Origin of the sequence: Kaustia mangrovi (assembly GCF_015482775.1) — a bacterium.
Taxonomy (GTDB): Bacteria; Pseudomonadota; Alphaproteobacteria; order Rhizobiales; family Im1; genus Kaustia; species Kaustia mangrovi.
In genome coordinates this window covers 2803463-2819246 of sequence record NZ_CP058214.1, presented here as the reverse complement: position 1 = coordinate 2819246, position 15784 = coordinate 2803463, and the positions used below count along the sequence as shown (strand labels likewise).

15 protein-coding genes and 2 pseudogenes are annotated in these 15784 nt (G+C 69.7%); 5 read left to right on the top strand and 12 right to left on the bottom strand.

What is annotated here, in order from left to right:
- Positions 1 to 173: 173 nt before the first annotated feature.
- Together HW532_RS22155 and HW532_RS22150 are read right to left on the bottom strand one after the other, a co-directional pair.
- Positions 174 to 314: a hypothetical protein gene (locus tag HW532_RS22155; protein WP_246480015.1), complete on the bottom strand. Its 141-nt coding sequence runs from the start codon at positions 312 to 314 to the stop codon at positions 174 to 176.
- Between the two features lie 125 nt (positions 315 to 439).
- Positions 440 to 625: pseudogene (locus HW532_RS22150) on the bottom strand (class I SAM-dependent methyltransferase); the annotation flags it as partial.
- Between HW532_RS22150 and HW532_RS22145 the strand changes: the two are divergent.
- The gene (locus HW532_RS22145; protein WP_246480014.1) at positions 542 to 784 is read left to right on the top strand and encodes a hypothetical protein; all 243 of its coding nucleotides are present in this window, start codon (positions 542 to 544) and stop codon (positions 782 to 784) included. The pseudogene HW532_RS22150 and the gene HW532_RS22145 overlap by 84 nt on opposite strands.
- Positions 785 to 853: 69 nt before the next feature.
- On the opposite strand, the gene HW532_RS13085 is transcribed toward HW532_RS22145, so the two are convergent.
- The 6 genes from HW532_RS13085 to HW532_RS13060 all read right to left on the bottom strand — a co-directional run bounded on the left by HW532_RS13085 (position 854) and on the right by HW532_RS13060 (position 5541).
- A complete protein-coding gene (locus HW532_RS13085; protein WP_213160904.1) occupies positions 854 to 1507 on the bottom strand; it encodes a response regulator in 654 nt (217 codons plus the stop codon).
- A 263-nt stretch (positions 1508 to 1770) separates the two neighbouring features.
- Positions 1771 to 2154: a secondary thiamine-phosphate synthase enzyme YjbQ gene (locus HW532_RS13080; protein WP_213164558.1), complete on the bottom strand. Its 384-nt coding sequence runs from the start codon at positions 2152 to 2154 to the stop codon at positions 1771 to 1773.
- Positions 2155 to 2538: 384 nt separating this feature from the next.
- Entirely contained in the window at positions 2539 to 2973 is a 435-nt protein-coding gene (locus tag HW532_RS13075; protein WP_213160903.1) for a hypothetical protein, read from the bottom strand.
- Between the two features lie 175 nt (positions 2974 to 3148).
- Positions 3149 to 3787, bottom strand: coding sequence for a glutathione S-transferase family protein (locus HW532_RS13070; RefSeq protein ID WP_213160902.1), 639 nt, complete (start codon positions 3785 to 3787; stop codon positions 3149 to 3151).
- A 72-nt stretch (positions 3788 to 3859) separates the two neighbouring features.
- The gene (locus tag HW532_RS13065) at positions 3860 to 5017 is read right to left on the bottom strand and encodes an acyl-CoA dehydrogenase family protein (protein WP_213160901.1); all 1158 of its coding nucleotides are present in this window, start codon (positions 5015 to 5017) and stop codon (positions 3860 to 3862) included.
- An 83-nt stretch (positions 5018 to 5100) separates the two neighbouring features.
- A complete protein-coding gene (locus tag HW532_RS13060) occupies positions 5101 to 5541 on the bottom strand; it encodes a MerR family transcriptional regulator (RefSeq protein ID WP_213160900.1) in 441 nt (146 codons plus the stop codon).
- Positions 5542 to 5797: 256 nt separating this feature from the next.
- Between HW532_RS13060 and HW532_RS13055 the strand changes: the two genes are divergently transcribed.
- The gene (locus HW532_RS13055) at positions 5798 to 8857 is read left to right on the top strand and encodes a peptidoglycan-binding protein (protein ID WP_213160899.1); all 3060 of its coding nucleotides are present in this window, start codon (positions 5798 to 5800) and stop codon (positions 8855 to 8857) included.
- A gap of 117 nt (positions 8858 to 8974) precedes the next feature.
- The gene (locus tag HW532_RS13050; protein WP_213160898.1) at positions 8975 to 9454 is read left to right on the top strand and encodes a DUF3429 domain-containing protein; all 480 of its coding nucleotides are present in this window, start codon (positions 8975 to 8977) and stop codon (positions 9452 to 9454) included.
- Between the two features lie 108 nt (positions 9455 to 9562).
- Here the strand turns inward: HW532_RS13050 and pdeM are convergent, their stop codons facing one another.
- Both pdeM and HW532_RS13040 read right to left on the bottom strand, forming a co-directional pair.
- Positions 9563 to 10282, bottom strand: coding sequence for a ligase-associated DNA damage response endonuclease PdeM (gene pdeM / locus HW532_RS13045; protein ID WP_213160897.1), 720 nt, complete (start codon positions 10280 to 10282; stop codon positions 9563 to 9565).
- On the bottom strand, positions 10248 to 12794 hold the full coding sequence (locus HW532_RS13040; RefSeq protein ID WP_213164557.1) for a ligase-associated DNA damage response DEXH box helicase: 2547 nt from the start codon (positions 12792 to 12794) through the stop codon (positions 10248 to 10250). Before HW532_RS13040 ends, pdeM begins: the two co-directional genes overlap by 35 nt.
- Positions 12795 to 12889: 95 nt before the next feature.
- Between HW532_RS13040 and HW532_RS13035 the strand changes: the two genes are divergently transcribed.
- Both HW532_RS13035 and HW532_RS13030 read left to right on the top strand, forming a co-directional pair.
- A complete protein-coding gene (locus HW532_RS13035) occupies positions 12890 to 13654 on the top strand; it encodes an MATE family efflux transporter (protein ID WP_213160896.1) in 765 nt (254 codons plus the stop codon).
- The gene (locus HW532_RS13030; protein ID WP_213160895.1) at positions 13627 to 14244 is read left to right on the top strand and encodes an MATE family efflux transporter; all 618 of its coding nucleotides are present in this window, start codon (positions 13627 to 13629) and stop codon (positions 14242 to 14244) included. Before HW532_RS13035 ends, HW532_RS13030 begins: the two co-directional genes overlap by 28 nt.
- Positions 14245 to 14247: 3 nt before the next feature.
- On the opposite strand, the gene arsC is transcribed toward HW532_RS13030, so the two are convergent.
- The gene (gene arsC / locus HW532_RS13025) at positions 14248 to 14598 is read right to left on the bottom strand and encodes an arsenate reductase (glutaredoxin) (protein WP_213160894.1); all 351 of its coding nucleotides are present in this window, start codon (positions 14596 to 14598) and stop codon (positions 14248 to 14250) included.
- A 5-nt stretch (positions 14599 to 14603) separates the two neighbouring features.
- Positions 14604 to 15697, bottom strand: a pseudogene (locus tag HW532_RS13020) (quinone-dependent dihydroorotate dehydrogenase).
- Positions 15698 to 15784: the final 87 nt, after the last annotated feature.

Below are 15784 nucleotides of genomic sequence, written 5' to 3'. Positions count from 1 at the left end.
ACTCGCGATCAAGAAGAGCAAAGGAGGCCGAAAGTGTCAAACCGATTGATGGCCGGCGAGGAATGGGCGGGCGACGAGGAGTCGGAACGCGGCTGAGGACAAGCGGGCGCGAAGAGGAACTCGCCCCGGCCGCGGCCTGCTCGGGCCTTTCCGAAGAAGGCCTGCCCGTCGATCTAGCGCTTTCGGGCGACGAGATCGATGAGGGCGGACATGCCCGAATGCCCCTCTCCTTCCTCGATCGCGCGGTCATAGGCGGCAAGCCGGAGGATCTCCATATCCGCGAAGGCCTCGTGCAGGAGCGCTTCGGTGTACATGTTCTCCGGATGGGGCGGGCCGCCGGTGCCGTAGTCGATCTGCTCCGGCCTGTAGCCGTGAAGCAGGAGGACGCCCCCGGCTTCAATGTCTGCTTCATGCCCGCAAAGACAGCCGGGCGGTCCTCCGGCGGAACGAACTGGATGAAGATCGCCGCGACGACATCGTAGGTCTCCGGCGTCCAGTCCCAGTCGAAGAGGTCGGCCAGCCGGAAGTCGATGGAGACATTGTGCTGGTCGGCAAGGGCGCGCGCCTTCTCAAGCCCCACCTCGGAGGCATCCATGGCCCGGACATCGAGGCCGCATTCCGCCATGAAGACCGAATTGCGCCCCTCGCCGTCGGCCACCGACAGGGCAAGGCCGCCGGGCACGAGATAGCCCTGCTGCGCCTTCAGGAAGGCGGCCGGCTCGGTTCCGAACAGATAGCCGTCCGCCGCATATCGCTCATTCCACATATGGGATCCTTCCGGTGAACTTGCGGTCTCCGGCCACTATAATTGGGGCTGCCGGACGGGCCCGCCAACCGCGCGCCTGCCATTCCGTCAGCTTGCCCACTGCTCCCCGTCGATCCGGCTCGCGGCGATCACGGCCTGGGTGCGGCTTTCCACGCCGAGCTTCTGGAGGATGGCGGAGACATGGGCCTTCACGGTCGCCTCCGAAACGCTGAGCTCATAGGCGATCTGCTTGTTGAGCAGCCCCTCGCGCAGCATCATCAGGACGCGCGCCTGCTGCGGGGTCAGGGTCGCCAGCCGCGCGGCGAGCATATCGATCTCGCTGTCTGGCCGGCCCGCGAGCGCCATGTCGCCCGGCACCCAGATATCGCCTGCGAGCACGGCGGCAATGCCGGAGCGGATCGTGTCGACGGGCGTCGACTTCGGAATGAAGCCGGAGGCGCCGAGGTCGAGCGCCCTGCGGATCACGGCCGCGTCCTCCGTGGCGGAGACGACGACCACGGGCATGTCGGGGAACTGCGCGCGCAGGAAGACGAGGCCGGACAGTCCCTGAACGCCGGGCATCTTGAGGTCGAGAAGCACCAGGTCGTACGGCTCCTCCGCCGCATCGAGCAGGCGCACGGCCTCCTCCAGGCTCCCGGCCTCCGCGATGTGGATGTCGCGATAGAGCGCGGTCAGCGCCTGCTTGAGTGCATCCCTGAAGAGCGGATGGTCATCGGCGATGACGATTCGATAATCCGCCATGTGCCCGTTTTTTTGCATTCAGCCCCGTCCCGGCCGACCGGCTATCCGCGCCGTGCTGACTGGCGTTCTCATGGTCCCCGCCCGGTCGTCCACCTTCCTTTATAGCCAATCGCCAGCACTTAGGCCAAGGCACGACATTCAGGAGCGGTTTCGGCCCGCACCGGCCCACTCCCCCACCCGGTCACCCATGAGACGATACTTCCGTGGGTGGCCGGGTGGGGGAGTGGGCCGGTGCCGCAACAATCGGGCACAGCGCGAGAGCGTCAGCGCCGCCCGCCGAGATGCCCCATGAAATGGAGCGCCAGCTCCCGGCGATGCGGACGGTCGCGGTGCTCGATCACATAGACGCCCTGCCAGGTGCCGAGCGCGGGCCGGCCGGCCATGACCGGAATGGCGAGGCTCGTCGCCGTCAGGGCAGCGCGGATATGGGCGGGCATGTCGTCCGGCCCCTCCATGGAATGGCGATAGGTGCGCTCGCGCGGGGCGAGCCGGTCGAGCGCGTCGACGAGATCGCGCCGGACGTCGGGATCGGCGTTCTCCTGAATGGTGAGCGAGGCGGAGGTATGGCGGATGAAGACGGTGAGAAGACCGTCCCCCGCCCGCTCCTGCGCAAGCCAACTCACCAGGCGATCCGTGACATCGACCATGGCCTGGCCCGGCGTCTCGACCGCGAGCGTTTTTACAACCTGCTGCACCCGGGCGTTCTCCGGTTGTTCCGTCCCATGCCGCCCCGCTCAGCCTTCAGAATGGCTATCCTTCTGTGAGACATGGGTTTTCTGGGCCTGAACCACCAGATCGAACGGCCGCAGGGGCGCACCCATATTCCGCAATAACGCCACGGACATGCCCTTCCGCTGCCTTTTGCCGCAGGCATTCTTCACGGTGTCGAGCTTGCCTCGACCGGTGGAGTGTCCGGTTCCCAATCGCCGTCCCGGGGACCGGATCCGGTCCGTCCGGCGCAAGCGCCGGGCGGACCATTCCGTCAGGACCCACGCCGGGATATCGGTCCGCACCGGGCGCCGCCGGCGCCGTCAGACCTGTTCGCCGGGCTGGTTCTGGAACGACCGGGCGAAGTCGAAGAAGCGACGCACCATGTCCTGGAAGAAGCCGAAGATGCGGTCGAGCTCCTCGTCGCTCGGCAGGTCCTTCGCCTCCTCCTGCTCCTTCAGCCGGCTCTCCAGCGCCGCGACGCGGTCCCTGAGCGCGGCATTCTCCTGCTTCAGCCGAGCGAGCTCATCCATGGAGGGGCTGCTCTCGCCGCTCAGCGTCTCGCAGGTCCACTGGCCGCTCTCCCGGCCGCAATGGAGCACCTCGCCCGTCTGCCGGTCGACGCGGAGGAAGCCGTCCTCCACCTCGCGAATCGTGAAGCGCTCGTTCTGCTGCTGCTCCTGGGCACCGGCCGGACCCGCGCCAAGGGCTGCAAGCACGACCGCGGCAAGGGCGATCATCGTGTGTCGGACGCGCATCGGCTCGTCTCCTCAGAAAATGCGGGGCATCCCGTTCGGCCCCGTCGCCGCCCTCCGGACCGGCCCGTCCGCAAGCGGGCATGTCCGCCCGATGGCAGATCGGTCGCGGTGGCGCGTTTCACCGGGCACCATATCACACGGGCGGCGCCGGGATGCAAAGCCTGCCTTGCCGCGCTCACGCACCAGCGGGCAGGGGATGGCCCGGCATGAGCTCATAGGGATGCACCCAGCCGGGCTCCTGCGCGATGCGCGCAAGCCAGCGCTCGATATTGGGATAGTCGCCCGCCCAGTCGACGCCGATCTCGTCGGGCCAGTAGAGATAGCCGCACAGCGAGAGGTCGGCCACGGTCAGCCGGTCGAGCGCGACGAAGCTGCGCCCCTCGAGATGGCCGTCAAGAATTCCGAGCGCGGCGTGGGCCCGCCCCCGCAGGAATTCCATCACCGCCGGATCGCGCTCCTTCGCGAAGGTCCTCAGGAAGCGGTAGGTCGCGACATAGCTGGTGAGCTTGTGGTTGTCGAACAGGATCCAGCGCAGGATCTCGCGCCGCTCGTCGCTGTCGGCGGGCCCGAACCGGCCGAAGAGCTCGGCCAGATAGTCGAGGATCACGCCCGACTGCGACAGGGTTCGCCCGCCATGGACGAGCACGGGCACCTCGCCCATCTCGTTGATCGCGCGATAGTCGGGCGTGCGGGCCTCGCCATTGAAGAAGTCGACGAAGCGCGGCGTCCAGTCCGCGCCGCACAGGGAGAGCATCAGCGCCGCCTTGTAGGCATTGCCGGACTGGGCGAAGCAGTAAAGCGTGAAGTCGCTCATGGGGTCGTCTCGGATCGTTTCGGGGTTTGCGGAAGGGACGGAGCGCCGGCAGCGGCCGGGCAAGGGGTGATCCTAAAGCGTCCGCGAGATCAGGACCTTCATGATCTCGTTGGAGCCGCCATAGATGCGCTCCACGCGGGCGTCGCGGTACATGCGCGCAATCGGATACTCGTTCATGTAGCCGTAGCCGCCATGGAGCTGGAGGCAATCGTCGATGATGGCGCATTGCAGGTCGGTCAGCCAGTACTTCGCCATGGAGGCGGTCGCGGTGTCGAGTGCGCCGTCGAGCAGGAGCCCCGTGCAGTGATCGACGAACACCTTCGCCACCGTCGCCTTCGTCTTGGCCTCGGCGAGCGTGAAGCGGCTGTTCTGGAAATCGACGATGCGTTCGCCGAATGCCTTGCGCTGCTGCACATAGTCGAGCGTCACGGCGAGCGCGCGCTCGATCCGGCCCATGGCCTGGATGGCGATCAGCAGGCGTTCCTGGGGAAGCTGCTCCATGAGCTGGGTAAAGCCCTGGCCCTCCTCCGGCCCCAGCAGGCTGTCGGCGGGCACGCGGACATCGTCGAAGAAGAGCTCGGAGGTGTCGTTCGCCTTCAGCCCGATCTTGTCGAGATTGCGCCCGCGCCGGAAGCCCTCCGCCCCGTCGGTCTCCACCACGAAGAGCGAGGTGCCCTTCGCGCCCATCGACGGGTCGGTCTTGGCCACGACGACGATGAGATTGGCGTTCTGCCCGTTGGTGATGAAGGTCTTCTGGCCGGACAGGACATATTGGTTGCCGTCTCGGCGCGCGGTCGTCGTGACCCCCTGGAGGTCGGACCCGGCCGCGGGCTCCGTCATCGCGATGGCACCGATCAGCTCGCCCGAGACCATGCGTGGCAACCAGCGCCTCTTCTGGTCTTCCGAACCGTAATTGAGGATGTAGGGGGCGACGATGGCGCTGTGGAGCGCGATGCCGAAGCCGTCGACGCCGGCCAGCCCGATCTGGTGGGTGATCACCGCATCGTGGGCGAAACTGCCGCCCGGTCCGCCATAGGCCTCGGGCACCTCCGCGCACAGAAGCCCCGCCGCGCCGGCCTTCTCCCAGGCCTCGCGGTCGACGATGCCGGCCTCCTCCCAACGCTCGTAGTGCGGCACGCATTCGCGCGCGAGGAAACGGGCGGAGGCCTCTGCGAGGATCTCCAGATCCTCGCCCATCCAGCCGGGCCTGGCGACGTCGAGAACGCTCATCCTCTCTCTCCTCCCGTCGGGCCGTTCCCGCCATGCGGCCGGTCACGGCACCTCAGCCTCTCGAAATGGCCGGATTGTCGCGCTCAGATCGATTCCGGCTCCAGATCGCTCGATTGAGCGGACCTCTCGCGCAGCATGCCATCCACGATCTCCAGCGCGCGTTCCAGCTCCGCAATCGCGTCGTCGAGCTCGACGCGCTGGCGCTTCAGCCCGTCGAGGCGCTCGTGCATCTTGTGCGAGGCCACGGTGAGCTGGGTGACCTGTCCGTCGCGCAGATTGTAGAGGTCGAGCATCTCGCGGATTTCCTCCAGCGAGAAGCCGACACGCTTGCCACGCAGGATGAGCTGGAGGCGCGCGCGGTCGCGATGGCTGAAGATGCGCGTCCAGCCGCGCCGGCCCGGATGCAGCAGGCCCTTCTGTTCGTAGAAGCGCAATGTGCGCGCGCTCACGCCGAACTCCCGGCACAGCTCGCTGATGGAATAGGTGCGGGCGTGAGGTGTCTCGGGCCTGTCGATATCCGCCATGGGCCGTCCCGTTGGGCGCGATGGCCAAGAAAAGCTTACCTTAACGTCAAGATAGGTGAAAAAATCAAGCGCGTCCACGGCCTCCGCAACACACCTTTAACGGAATATTTACCACGACGGTTAACCTTTGGTCGTGTTCGGCAGTCCGCGGCGTCCGACCGGCCGCGCATCGCCGGACACAGGAGAGAGGAACGGGCGGGACGGAGCCTGTCACAGGCGCAGTCCGGGATCCGGCGGGAGCGGAAGACCGTTGAGCATGAAGCCGGGTGTGCCCTGGAGCATCAAAGGGATCGAGCCGGAGGCCCGCGAGGCGGCGAAGGCGCAGGCCCGCAGGGCCGGCCTCACGCTCGGCGAATGGCTGAACGCCGTCATTCTCGGGGACGCCGACGGCGAGGAGACCGCCCAGGCGCGCGGTCACGACCGCAGCCCCCATCTTTCCGTCGACAGCGTGATCGACCGGATCGCCCGGCATGAGCGGCAGACGGCGGACGCCTTCGGCGGCGTCAATACCCGCATATCCGGCCTCAACGACCGTCTGGCCCGGATCGCCGAGCACCGTCCGCCCCCGAGGGCGGAGGACGTGCCGGGTTTCCGCGCGCTGGAAAGCGCGCTGCAACACGTCGTCGACCATATGGAAGCCAATGAGCGCCGGACGCGCATCGCGCTCGACGACCTCGACGAGCGGCTGGACGGGCTTTCCCGGCGCATGGCCGGACATGCGCGCGACGGCGAAGCCGATGCGGCGCACGCGCTCGACGCCCTCGACCGGCGCCTTGCCGGGGTCGTCCACCGCCTCGAGGCGGTGGAAGCGGCCGGCCGGACTGCGCAGGCGCCGGAGAGCGCCGAGACCGCGGCGGCGACCCGCGCGGATCTGCGCGACATCGAGCGCAGGATCCACGACCTCGCCGCAACGGCCGACGGCGCGCACGACCGTGCCGAGATCGACGGCTTGCGCGAGGAGATCGCGAGCCTTGCCCGCCAGCTCGAGAGCGCACGCGAGGAGATGGCCGCAAGCCGCGAGCTCGCCGCGGTCAAGGCGACGCTCGCCCATATCAGCGACCGCGTGGAGGCCATGCCGGACGCCGGGCCCGTGGCGGAGATGGACGAACGCCTCAAGGCGCTCGCCCGCCGCCTCGAAAGCACGCTCGAAGCCCATGACAACCGGCCCCTAGACGAGATTTCCAACCGGATCCATGCCCTGGAGGGGCGCGTCTCCTCTGCGCTCGCCGCCGCACAGGACGCCGGCGACCGGTCCGCGCTCGACGGGGAGGTCGCCCGCCTGTCTGAGCGGCTGGCGACCATGGAGGACCGGCTCGACACGGTCGCCGAACTCCCGGCCCGGTTCGACACGCTCGCAGCCGAGCTCCGGCAGTCGCACGAGACGGCCCGGCAGATCGCCGAGCAGACCGCGCGCGAGGCGCTCGCCGCCCAGGCGGACAAGCCCGCCGCCGAGCCCGAGGCGCTGCGCACGGTGCAGGAGGACCTCGCCGCGGTGCGCGACGGCGCGCGTGCCAGCGACCGGCGCGCGCAGGAAACGCTGGACGCGGTCCAGGCCACGCTGAAGACGATTACCGACCGGCTAGGTGTCCTGGAGGCACAGCGTGCCGCGCAGCCGCCGGCGGACGGACCGTCCTCCAGCGACGACCGCGACCTGCCCGAGACCGTGCGCAATCTGCGCCTGCCCCCGCTCGGCGCGGAAGACGGCGACGACGCGGACGAGGAAGGGACCCCCACCCAGCCCGCCACCGGCGAGGTGGTCGCCGCACGCGGCGCGCCGCCACCGCCGCCCGCCGAACCGGAAACGAAAACGGATGCGGAAGGGGAAGGGCCGAAGGCCGGGGAAACCGGACTGGACGAGGGCCGCGGGACCGGCGGCGACATGCAGTCCGTCTCTCGCCATGAGGATTTCATCGCCGCCGCGCGCCGCGCCGCCCAGGCCTCCGCCCACGATCCGCGCAGGCCGAGATCGCGCTTCAATCCCTTCGGCCTCCTCAAGGGCCGCGACAGGGCGGACGAGCCGCTGTCCGGCGGAGAGGAGGCGACCGCGGACGAGGCGGCCGGACCAGAGAAGGCCGGCAAGGCGGTCGAGCAGGCCCGGCCCGGCGGACGCGGGCCGCTCATCATCGCCGGCGCGGCGCTGCTCGTCGCCGCGGCCTCGGGCTATGCCGTCCTGTCCGGGCGGATCGACCTCACCGCCCTTGCCGGCGCGGCCTTCGACAGGATCGTCGATACCGCGCCCGCCAAGGCGGACCGGGCGGAGCGCACCGCCGCCGAACCCGCAAGGCCGACGCCGACCAGCGATCCCATCGCCACCGGGTCGATCGATCCCGAGACCCGCGCGCAAGCCCCGGCGGGCGAGCCCGTCATGTCGGCCCGGCCGGCCATGGGCTCTGCCGGCAAGGCCGACCGTGGCAAGACCGGCCCCCAGACGGCCGTCGACCGGCCCGTGCTGCCGGCGGCGATAGGCCCCAAGGGCCTGCGCGACGCCGCGCTCAATGGCGACCCGGCGGCGCAATATATCGTCGCGACCCGCTTCCTGGAGGGCAAGGTCGTGGCGCGCGACGAGGCGCGGGCCGCACGCTGGTACGAACGCGCGGCCGACCAGGACCTCGCCCCGGCCCAGTACCGGCTCGCCACCATGTACGAGAAGGGCCGAGGCGTGCCTGCCGATCTCGCAGCGGCGCAGCACTGGTACGAGCGCGCCGCCAAGCGGGGCAACGCCATGGCCATGCACAATCTCGCCGTGCTCTATGCCGGTGCGAAGCCCGGCGACCCGGCGCTGGCGAACGCGGCCTACTGGTTCGGCCGGGCCGCCGCCCTCGGCCTCAAGGACAGCCAGTACAATCTCGCCATCCTCTATCAGCGCGGTGTCGGCGTGGAGCGAGACCCGGCGGCGGCCTATCACTGGTTCGCCATCGCCGCCGCGCGGGGCGACAAGGACGCCGCCACCCAGGCCAAAGCGCTGGAGGAACAGCTCGCCCCGGACGAGCTCGCCGAGCTGAACGAGACGGTCGAGGCCTGGGAGCCGCGCGAGCAGGACGCAAGCGCCAATACCGTCATCGCGCCCGTCGGCGCCTGGGCGGCCTCCGCACCGGCGGACAGCGGAGAAACGGACGCCCCCTTGAGCGACCGCGAGCGGATCAGGGAAGCCCAGGCCCTGCTCAACGGGCTCGGCTTCGACGCCGGCACGCCGGACGGGGTGATGGGCGCCGGCACGGCCAATGCCGTGCGTCTCTTCCAGCTCCAGAACGGCCTGGAGGTCAATGGCACATTGACCGCCGGCGTGCTCGAACGGCTGCGCAACGCCCGGGGCTGACCGGTCCCGCCCGTCCCGTCACGGAGCAGCTCGCACCCCGTCGCGGCATCTCGTTGACAGGCTGGCGGAAAAGCTGAAGCCTTGGCCGGTCGCGACCACACCGAAAGGACGACACGCATGCAGGGCGGCGGCGACAGGACGCACCGGGCACCGCGCGCGGCAGCCATTCTGGGGCTTGCCGGTACCGTTCCCTTCATTCTCGCCGCGGCGATGGTGTGGGTGGAGAAAGATGTCGCCGAGATCGGCCGGTGGATCGTCGTCGCGCTGACCTATGGCGCGGTGGTCCTGTCCTTTGCCGGCGGCGTGCGCTGGGGCGCCGCGCTCGACACGCGTTTCGGCCGGCGCCGTCAGGCGCGGCAGTTCACGCTCGCCGCCCTGCCCGCCGCCGCCGGCTGGGCGAGCCTTCTCCTGCCGCCCCTGCCGGGCGTCGGACTGCTGATCGCGGGGCTGCTTCTCGCCGGCCTCTGGGACGCGCTCGACACGCAATCGGGCCGGCTGCCGCGCTGGTACGGCGCGCTGAGAGGCCTCCTGACCGGGCTCTCGCTCGCCGCTCTCCTCTCCATTCTCGCCCGGCTCGTCCTCACCGACGCGCCGTGAGAGGGTTCGAAGACCCTGCTGAAGCGGCACCGGCCCGCTCCCCCACCCGGCCACCCACGGAATTATGATCTCATGGGTGGCCGGGTGGGGGAGCGGGCCGGTGCCGCTTCAGCCAGAATAACGAAGCGCCCGCGAGGGAAGGGCGTAGACGGCATCGCGGCCGATCATCCAGACGGTGAACCGGCCGGATGGGAAGACCTCCGCGAAACTTTGCGAGCGGACATCGAGCCCGCCCGTATAGGCCCCGAAGGCCGGCAGGACGAGGCGCGCGCCGTCGCTCGCGAAGCACCGCCGGCGCACCCTGCGCCCGCGTCGGACCACCGCGGCGACGGGGTGGAGATGGCCGGAGATCTCCGTCTCGAGCGCCAGGCCCGTCGACGGCTCGTGGCGCAGCACGATGTCGCCGAGCCTCAGCTCGCCCGCCACCTGCCCGCCCAGATCGTCGGGCGGCTCGCGGTCGTGATTGCCGGTGATCCAGACCATGTCGCACAGTTCGGACAGGGCGCGGATGCTCGCGATATCCGTGTCGTGCAACCGCTCGCGGGCGCGGCCGTCATGGAAGCTGTCGCCGAGCGAGACGAGCGTGCGCGGCCGGTAGCGCGCCGTTACCTCCCGGAGCAGGCCGAGCGTCGCGCCTGTATCGTAGGGCGGCAGGTGCACTCCGCGCGCGGCATAGGCGGAGCCCTTCTCCAGATGCAGGTCGGCGACGATCAGCGTCTCAAGCGCCGGAACGAAGAGCGCGCCGGAGAGGTCGGCCACGAGATCGAGGCCGTTCAGCCGGATGGGCGGCGCCTCAGACGAGGCGCATGGCTTCGGCGACGAGCTCATCGGCGGCTTCCTGGAGAAGGGCTTCATCGGCCTCGCCATAAACGGGTTCGCGCCCGATCTCAAGCATGACCGGCACGGCGAGCGGGGAGACGGTCTCGAGCCTGCGGTGGACGATGTGGCCGCGGATGCGGGCCAGCATGTCGCTCAGGCGGCGGATATCGAGCAGGCCCGCCGCCGCATCGTCCCAGGCCGCGCGCAAGAGCACGTGGTCGGGTTCGTGCTGGCGCAGCACATCGTAGATGAGGTCGGAGGAGAAGGTGACCTGCCGGCCCGACTTCTCCTTGCCGGGGAAGCGCCGTTCGATCAGCCCGGCAATCACGGCGCAGGAGCGGAAGGTGCGCTTCATGAGGCTCGATTCGGCGAGCCAGGCGCCGAGATCGTCGCCCAGCATGTCCTCCTCGAAGAGCGCAGCGAGAGAGAGAAGGCCGCTCTCCACCATCAGGCTCAGATCGCGCGTGGCCCAGACGGCCAGCGCATATTCGTTGGCGACGAAGCCCAAGGGCCGCGCGCCGAGGCGCTCCATCCGGCGCGTCAAGAGCATGCCGAGCGTCTGGTGCGCGAGCCGGCCCTCGAACGGATAGCAGACGAGATAATGCCGTTTCGCGCGCGGAAAGGTCTCCACCAGCATCTCCGTGCGCCTCGGCACGCGCGACTTGAAGCGCTGGATGGACAGCCAGTCGCGCACCTGCGGCGGCAGGCTCCGCCAGCGCTCGGGATCGTCCAGCATGGCGCGCACGCGCGCGGCGAGATAGGTGGAGAGCGGAAACTTGCCGCCCATATAGGCGGGAATGCGCGGCTCCTGCGCGCTCGTGCGCGTCACCAGCGCTTCCGATTCCTCCAGCCGCTCGAAGCGCAGCACATGGCCGGCGAACAGGAAGGTGTCGCCGGGCGCGAGCTGCTCGATGAAATACTCCTCGATCTCGCCGAGCACCCGGCCGCCCGGACCGACCATGCGCCGGGCACCGCGTCCGCGCTGGCGCGCGAGGCGGACCTTGAGCATGTCGGCCTCCACGATGGTGCCGACATTGAGGCGGTATTGCTGGGCGATGCGCGGATGGGCGAGGCGCCAGAGCCCGTCCGGCGTGCGCCTCAGCCGGGCGAAGCGCTCATAGGACCGCAGCGCATAGCCGCCGGTCGCCACGAAATCGACCACCGCGTCGAAATCGGCGCGGGCGAGCGTCATATAGGCGGCGGCGGAGCGGATCTCCCTATAGAGCGCATCGGCGTCGAACGGGCCGGCGCAGGCCACGCCGAGCACATGCTGGGCGAGCACGTCGAGCTTGGCCGCCACCGGCGGCTCGGTGTCCTGCTCGCCGTCGGCGGCGGCGTCCTCCGCCGCCTGGCATTCGAGCACCTCGAACCGGTTCGACGGCACGAGCAGCGCGTGGGACGGCTCGTTCAGGCGGTGATTGGCGCGCCCGATGCGCTGCATGAGGCGGCTCGCCCCCTTGGGCGCGCCGACATTGACGACGAGGTCGACATCGCCCCAGTCGATGCCGAGATCGAGGGTGGAGGTGCAGACCACCGCGCGCAGGGTGCCCTCGCTCATGGCCTGCTCCACCCGGCGGCGCTGGGAGACGTCGAGCGAGCCATGATGGAGCGCGATGGGCAGCGTGTCCTCGTTGACGTGCCAGAGTTCCTGGAAGACGAGCTCGGCCTGCGAACGGGTGTTGACGAAGACGAGCACCATGCGTCGCGCGCGGATCGCCTCGTAGATCTCGCCGATCGCATAGCGCGCGGAATGGCCCGACCAGGGCACGCGCTCCACCGACTCCAGGATCGAGATGTCGGGCGGCGGTCCCGGATCGCCCTCGACCAGTGCGGCATGGTGCGCGGGCGCGTCCACGGGTTGCGGCACGAGCCAGGCCCGCAATGCATCCGGGTCGGCAACGGTCGCGGAAAGCCCGGTGCGCCGGGCTTGCGGCGCGATCCGCGCGAGCCGGGCGAGCCCCAGCGAGAGCAGCGCGCCCCGCTTGCTGGCGACCAGCGCGTGCAGCTCGTCGAGCACCACGCAGCGCAACCCCGAGAAGAACCGCTCCGCATCCGGATAGGCGATCATCAGCGCGAGCTGTTCCGGCGTGGCGATCAGGATGTCCGGCGGGTCGAGGCGCTGGCGCCGGCGCTTGCCCTGGGGCGTGTCGCCGGTGCGCGTCTCGATGCGGATGTCGAGCCCCATCTCCGCCACCGGCGCCTCGAGATTGCGCGCAATGTCGACGGCAAGCGCCTTGAGCGGCGAGATGTAGAGCGTGTGGAGCCGGCTCCCGGCCCGCGCTGCACCGGCGGCCCGCTCCCCCAGCTCGACGAGGCTCGCCAGGAAGCCGGCGAGTGTCTTGCCGCCGCCGGTCGGCGCGATGAGCAGCGCGGAGCGCCCGGCAAGGCCGTGCTCCAGCAGTTCGAGCTGGTGGCGGCGCGGCTGCCAGCCGCGACCGGCGAACCAGTCCGCGAAGCGCCGGGGCAGGAGATCCGCCCCGGCGCGCACGGTCACGCCCGTCTGTCCCTCGCTCGCCGTCATGCGCTCCGCCTTCGCGCTCCAAGCCATGGATGCCGCCCCGCACGTCCTGTGATAGAGAACCGGTCACGCATCTGTCGATTGTCCCCATGAGAACGATGAGCGCAACGCCGACATCATCGCAGCGCGTCACGCATCGCGCCGTTCTGGCCATCGCCTTGCCGATCATGGCGGCGAATGTGTCCGAGCCGCTGATCGGCGTCGTCGACACCGCCGTCATCGGCCGGCTGCCGGACCCCTACTATATCGGCGCGGTGGCGCTCGGCGGGGTGATCTTCTCCGTCCTGTTCTCCGCCTTCGGCTTCCTGCGCATGGGTACCACCGGCATGACCGCCCAGGCCGACGGGATGGGCGACCGCGACGAGCTGAGGGCCGTGCTCGCCCGCGCCCTCATGATCGCCGGGGCCTGCGGACTGGCGCTGATCGTGGCGAGCCCGCTGCTCCGGCGCATCGCCTTCGCGGTGATCGAGGGGTCGCAAGCCGTCGAGTCCCACGCCGGCGCGTATTTCGATATCCGCATCTGGGCGGCACCCTTCTCGCTCGCCAACTACGCCTTTCTCGGCTGGTTCATCGGGCTTGGCCGGCCGGCACGGCCTTTGCGCTGCAGATCCTGCTCAACGTCACCAACATGGCGCTCAACATCGTGTTCGTGCTGGGCTTCGGCATGGCGGTGGAGGGCGTGGCGCTCGGCTCGCTGCTCGCCGCGATGGTCGCGGCCACGGGCGGGGCATGGGCGGTCTCGCGCGAACTCGCCCGGCGCGGCGGCGGCTGGCAATGGCCCGCCATTCTCGCGCCCGCCCGCCTGCGGCGCACCCTCCGGGTCAATGGCGACATCATGGTGCGCTCGATCTGCCTGCTCCTGAGCTTCTCCTTCTTCACCGCGCAAGGGGCGAAGGCGGGCGACCTCGTGCTCGCGGCCAATGCCGTGCTGATGAACTTCCTCTATGTCTATTCCTTCGTGCTCGACGGCTTCGCCCATGCCTCCGAGACCCTCGTCGGCCGGGCGGCGGGCCGGCGCGACCGGGGCCTCTTCCGCAGGGCCGCCGGCATCTCCACCCTGTGGGCGATGGCCGTGAGCGTGGCGCTCGCCGCCCTCGCCATCCTCGCCGGCCCTCTCGCCATAGACGGGCTGACGGTCAATCCGGAGATCCGGGAGACGGCGCGGGCCTATCTCCCCTGGGTGGCGCTCGCGCCGGTCGTCGGCGTGTGGAGCTTCCAGCTCGACGGCATCTTCATCGGCGCGACGGAGAGCCGGGAGATGCGCAACATGATGATCGTGAGCGTCGCCATCTATCTCGGCGCCTGGGCGCTCCTCACGCCGATCTGGGGCAATCACGGCCTGTGGATGTCGCTCCTCGTCCTGTTCGCCGCCCGTGCCGTGACGCTCGCCGCAAGGCTGCCGACCCTCGACCGCAACCTGTTCGGCACACCCGGCCCGGTCGCCGCGCGATAGGCGTCAGCGGAACAGCTCCAGGACGGCCTCCGGCGGGCGGCCGAGGGCGGCGCGCGGCCCCGCCACCACGATGGGTCGCTCGATCAGGATCGGATTGGCGCTCATCGCCTCGATCAGGGCGCGGTCGTCGAGCTCGGGATTGTCTAGGCCGAGCTCCTTGTAGGGCGCCTCCCCGCGGCGGATGACGTCGCGCGGGCGCTTGCCGAGCTTCTTGAGGATCCGTTCCAGCTCGTCGGGAGACGGCGGCGCCTTCAGATACTCCACGAGCTTGGGCCGGATATTCATGTCCTGAAGGAGCTTCAGGGTTTCGCGCGACTTCGAGCAGCGCGGATTGTGATACATGGTGACGTCCATTCGGATCACTCCTCCGGTTTTCGCCGGGCCCAGTCCTCAGCGCCCGAGCCCACCGCATCTGCGAGCCGGTCGAAACCGTCGCGCTCCAGACGCTCCGACATGCCCCGCCTGATTCGCGCGACGATCCCCGGCCCTCGTAGATGAAGCCGGTATAGACCTGGACGAGCGTCGCGCCGGCGCGGATCTTCTCATAGGCCGTCTCCGGCGAGGAGACACCGCCGACGCCGATGAGCGGCAGCCGGCCTTCGGTGAGCAGCCGGAAGCGCGCGAGCACCGCGGTGGAGAGCGCAAAGAGCGGAGCGCCCGACAGCCCGCCCGCCTCGTCGGCATGGGCAGACCGCAGCGCCGGGCGGCCCACCGTCGTGTTGGAGACCACCGCGCCGTCGACCCCGCCCTCAAGGCAGCAGTCCGCGATGTCGGCAAGTCCCGCCTCGTCGAGATCGGGCGCGATCTTGACGAGCACCGGCGTCTTGCGCCCGCTCTCCGCCGCGCAGCGGTCGCGCATGGCGACCACGCGGCCGATCAGCTCCGCCATGGCCCCGCGCGCCTGAAGGTCGCGCAGGCCCGGCGTGTTCGGCGAGGAGACGTTGACGACGAGATAGTCGGCAATGTCGTGGAAGGCCTCCACGCCGCGCTCGTAATCGGCCATGCGGTCGGCGGAGGTCTTGTTGGCGCCGATATTGACGCCGATCACACCCTTGCGCCGCCTGAGCGCCAAAAGGCGCGCGCGGGCGGCGGCGTGGCCGTCATTGTTGAAGCCGAGCCGGTTGATCACCGCGCGGTCCTCCGGCAGGCGGAAGATGCGCGGGCGCGGATTGCCGGGCTGGGGCTCGGGCGTCAGCGTGCCGACCTCCACGAAGCCGAAGCCGAGCCTCAGGAGCGCGCCCGGCACTTCGGCATTCTTGTCGAACCCGGCCGCCATGCCGACGGGGTTCGCAAAGTCGAGCCCGAAGGCGCAGACATGGAGGCGCGGATCGTCCGGCACCGGCGCTCCCGCCACGAGCCCCAGATCGAGCGCCCGGATCGCGAGCCCATGCGCGGTCTCAGCATCGACGGCATGGAGGAAGGGGCGGGTCAGCGCATAGAGGCCGCCGGTCATGACATTGCCACCTTTGGCCCGTAGCAGGGCGCTTTGCAATCATAGATTATTAAACACTCGGGCGTACAACCCATGACCGTGGACCGG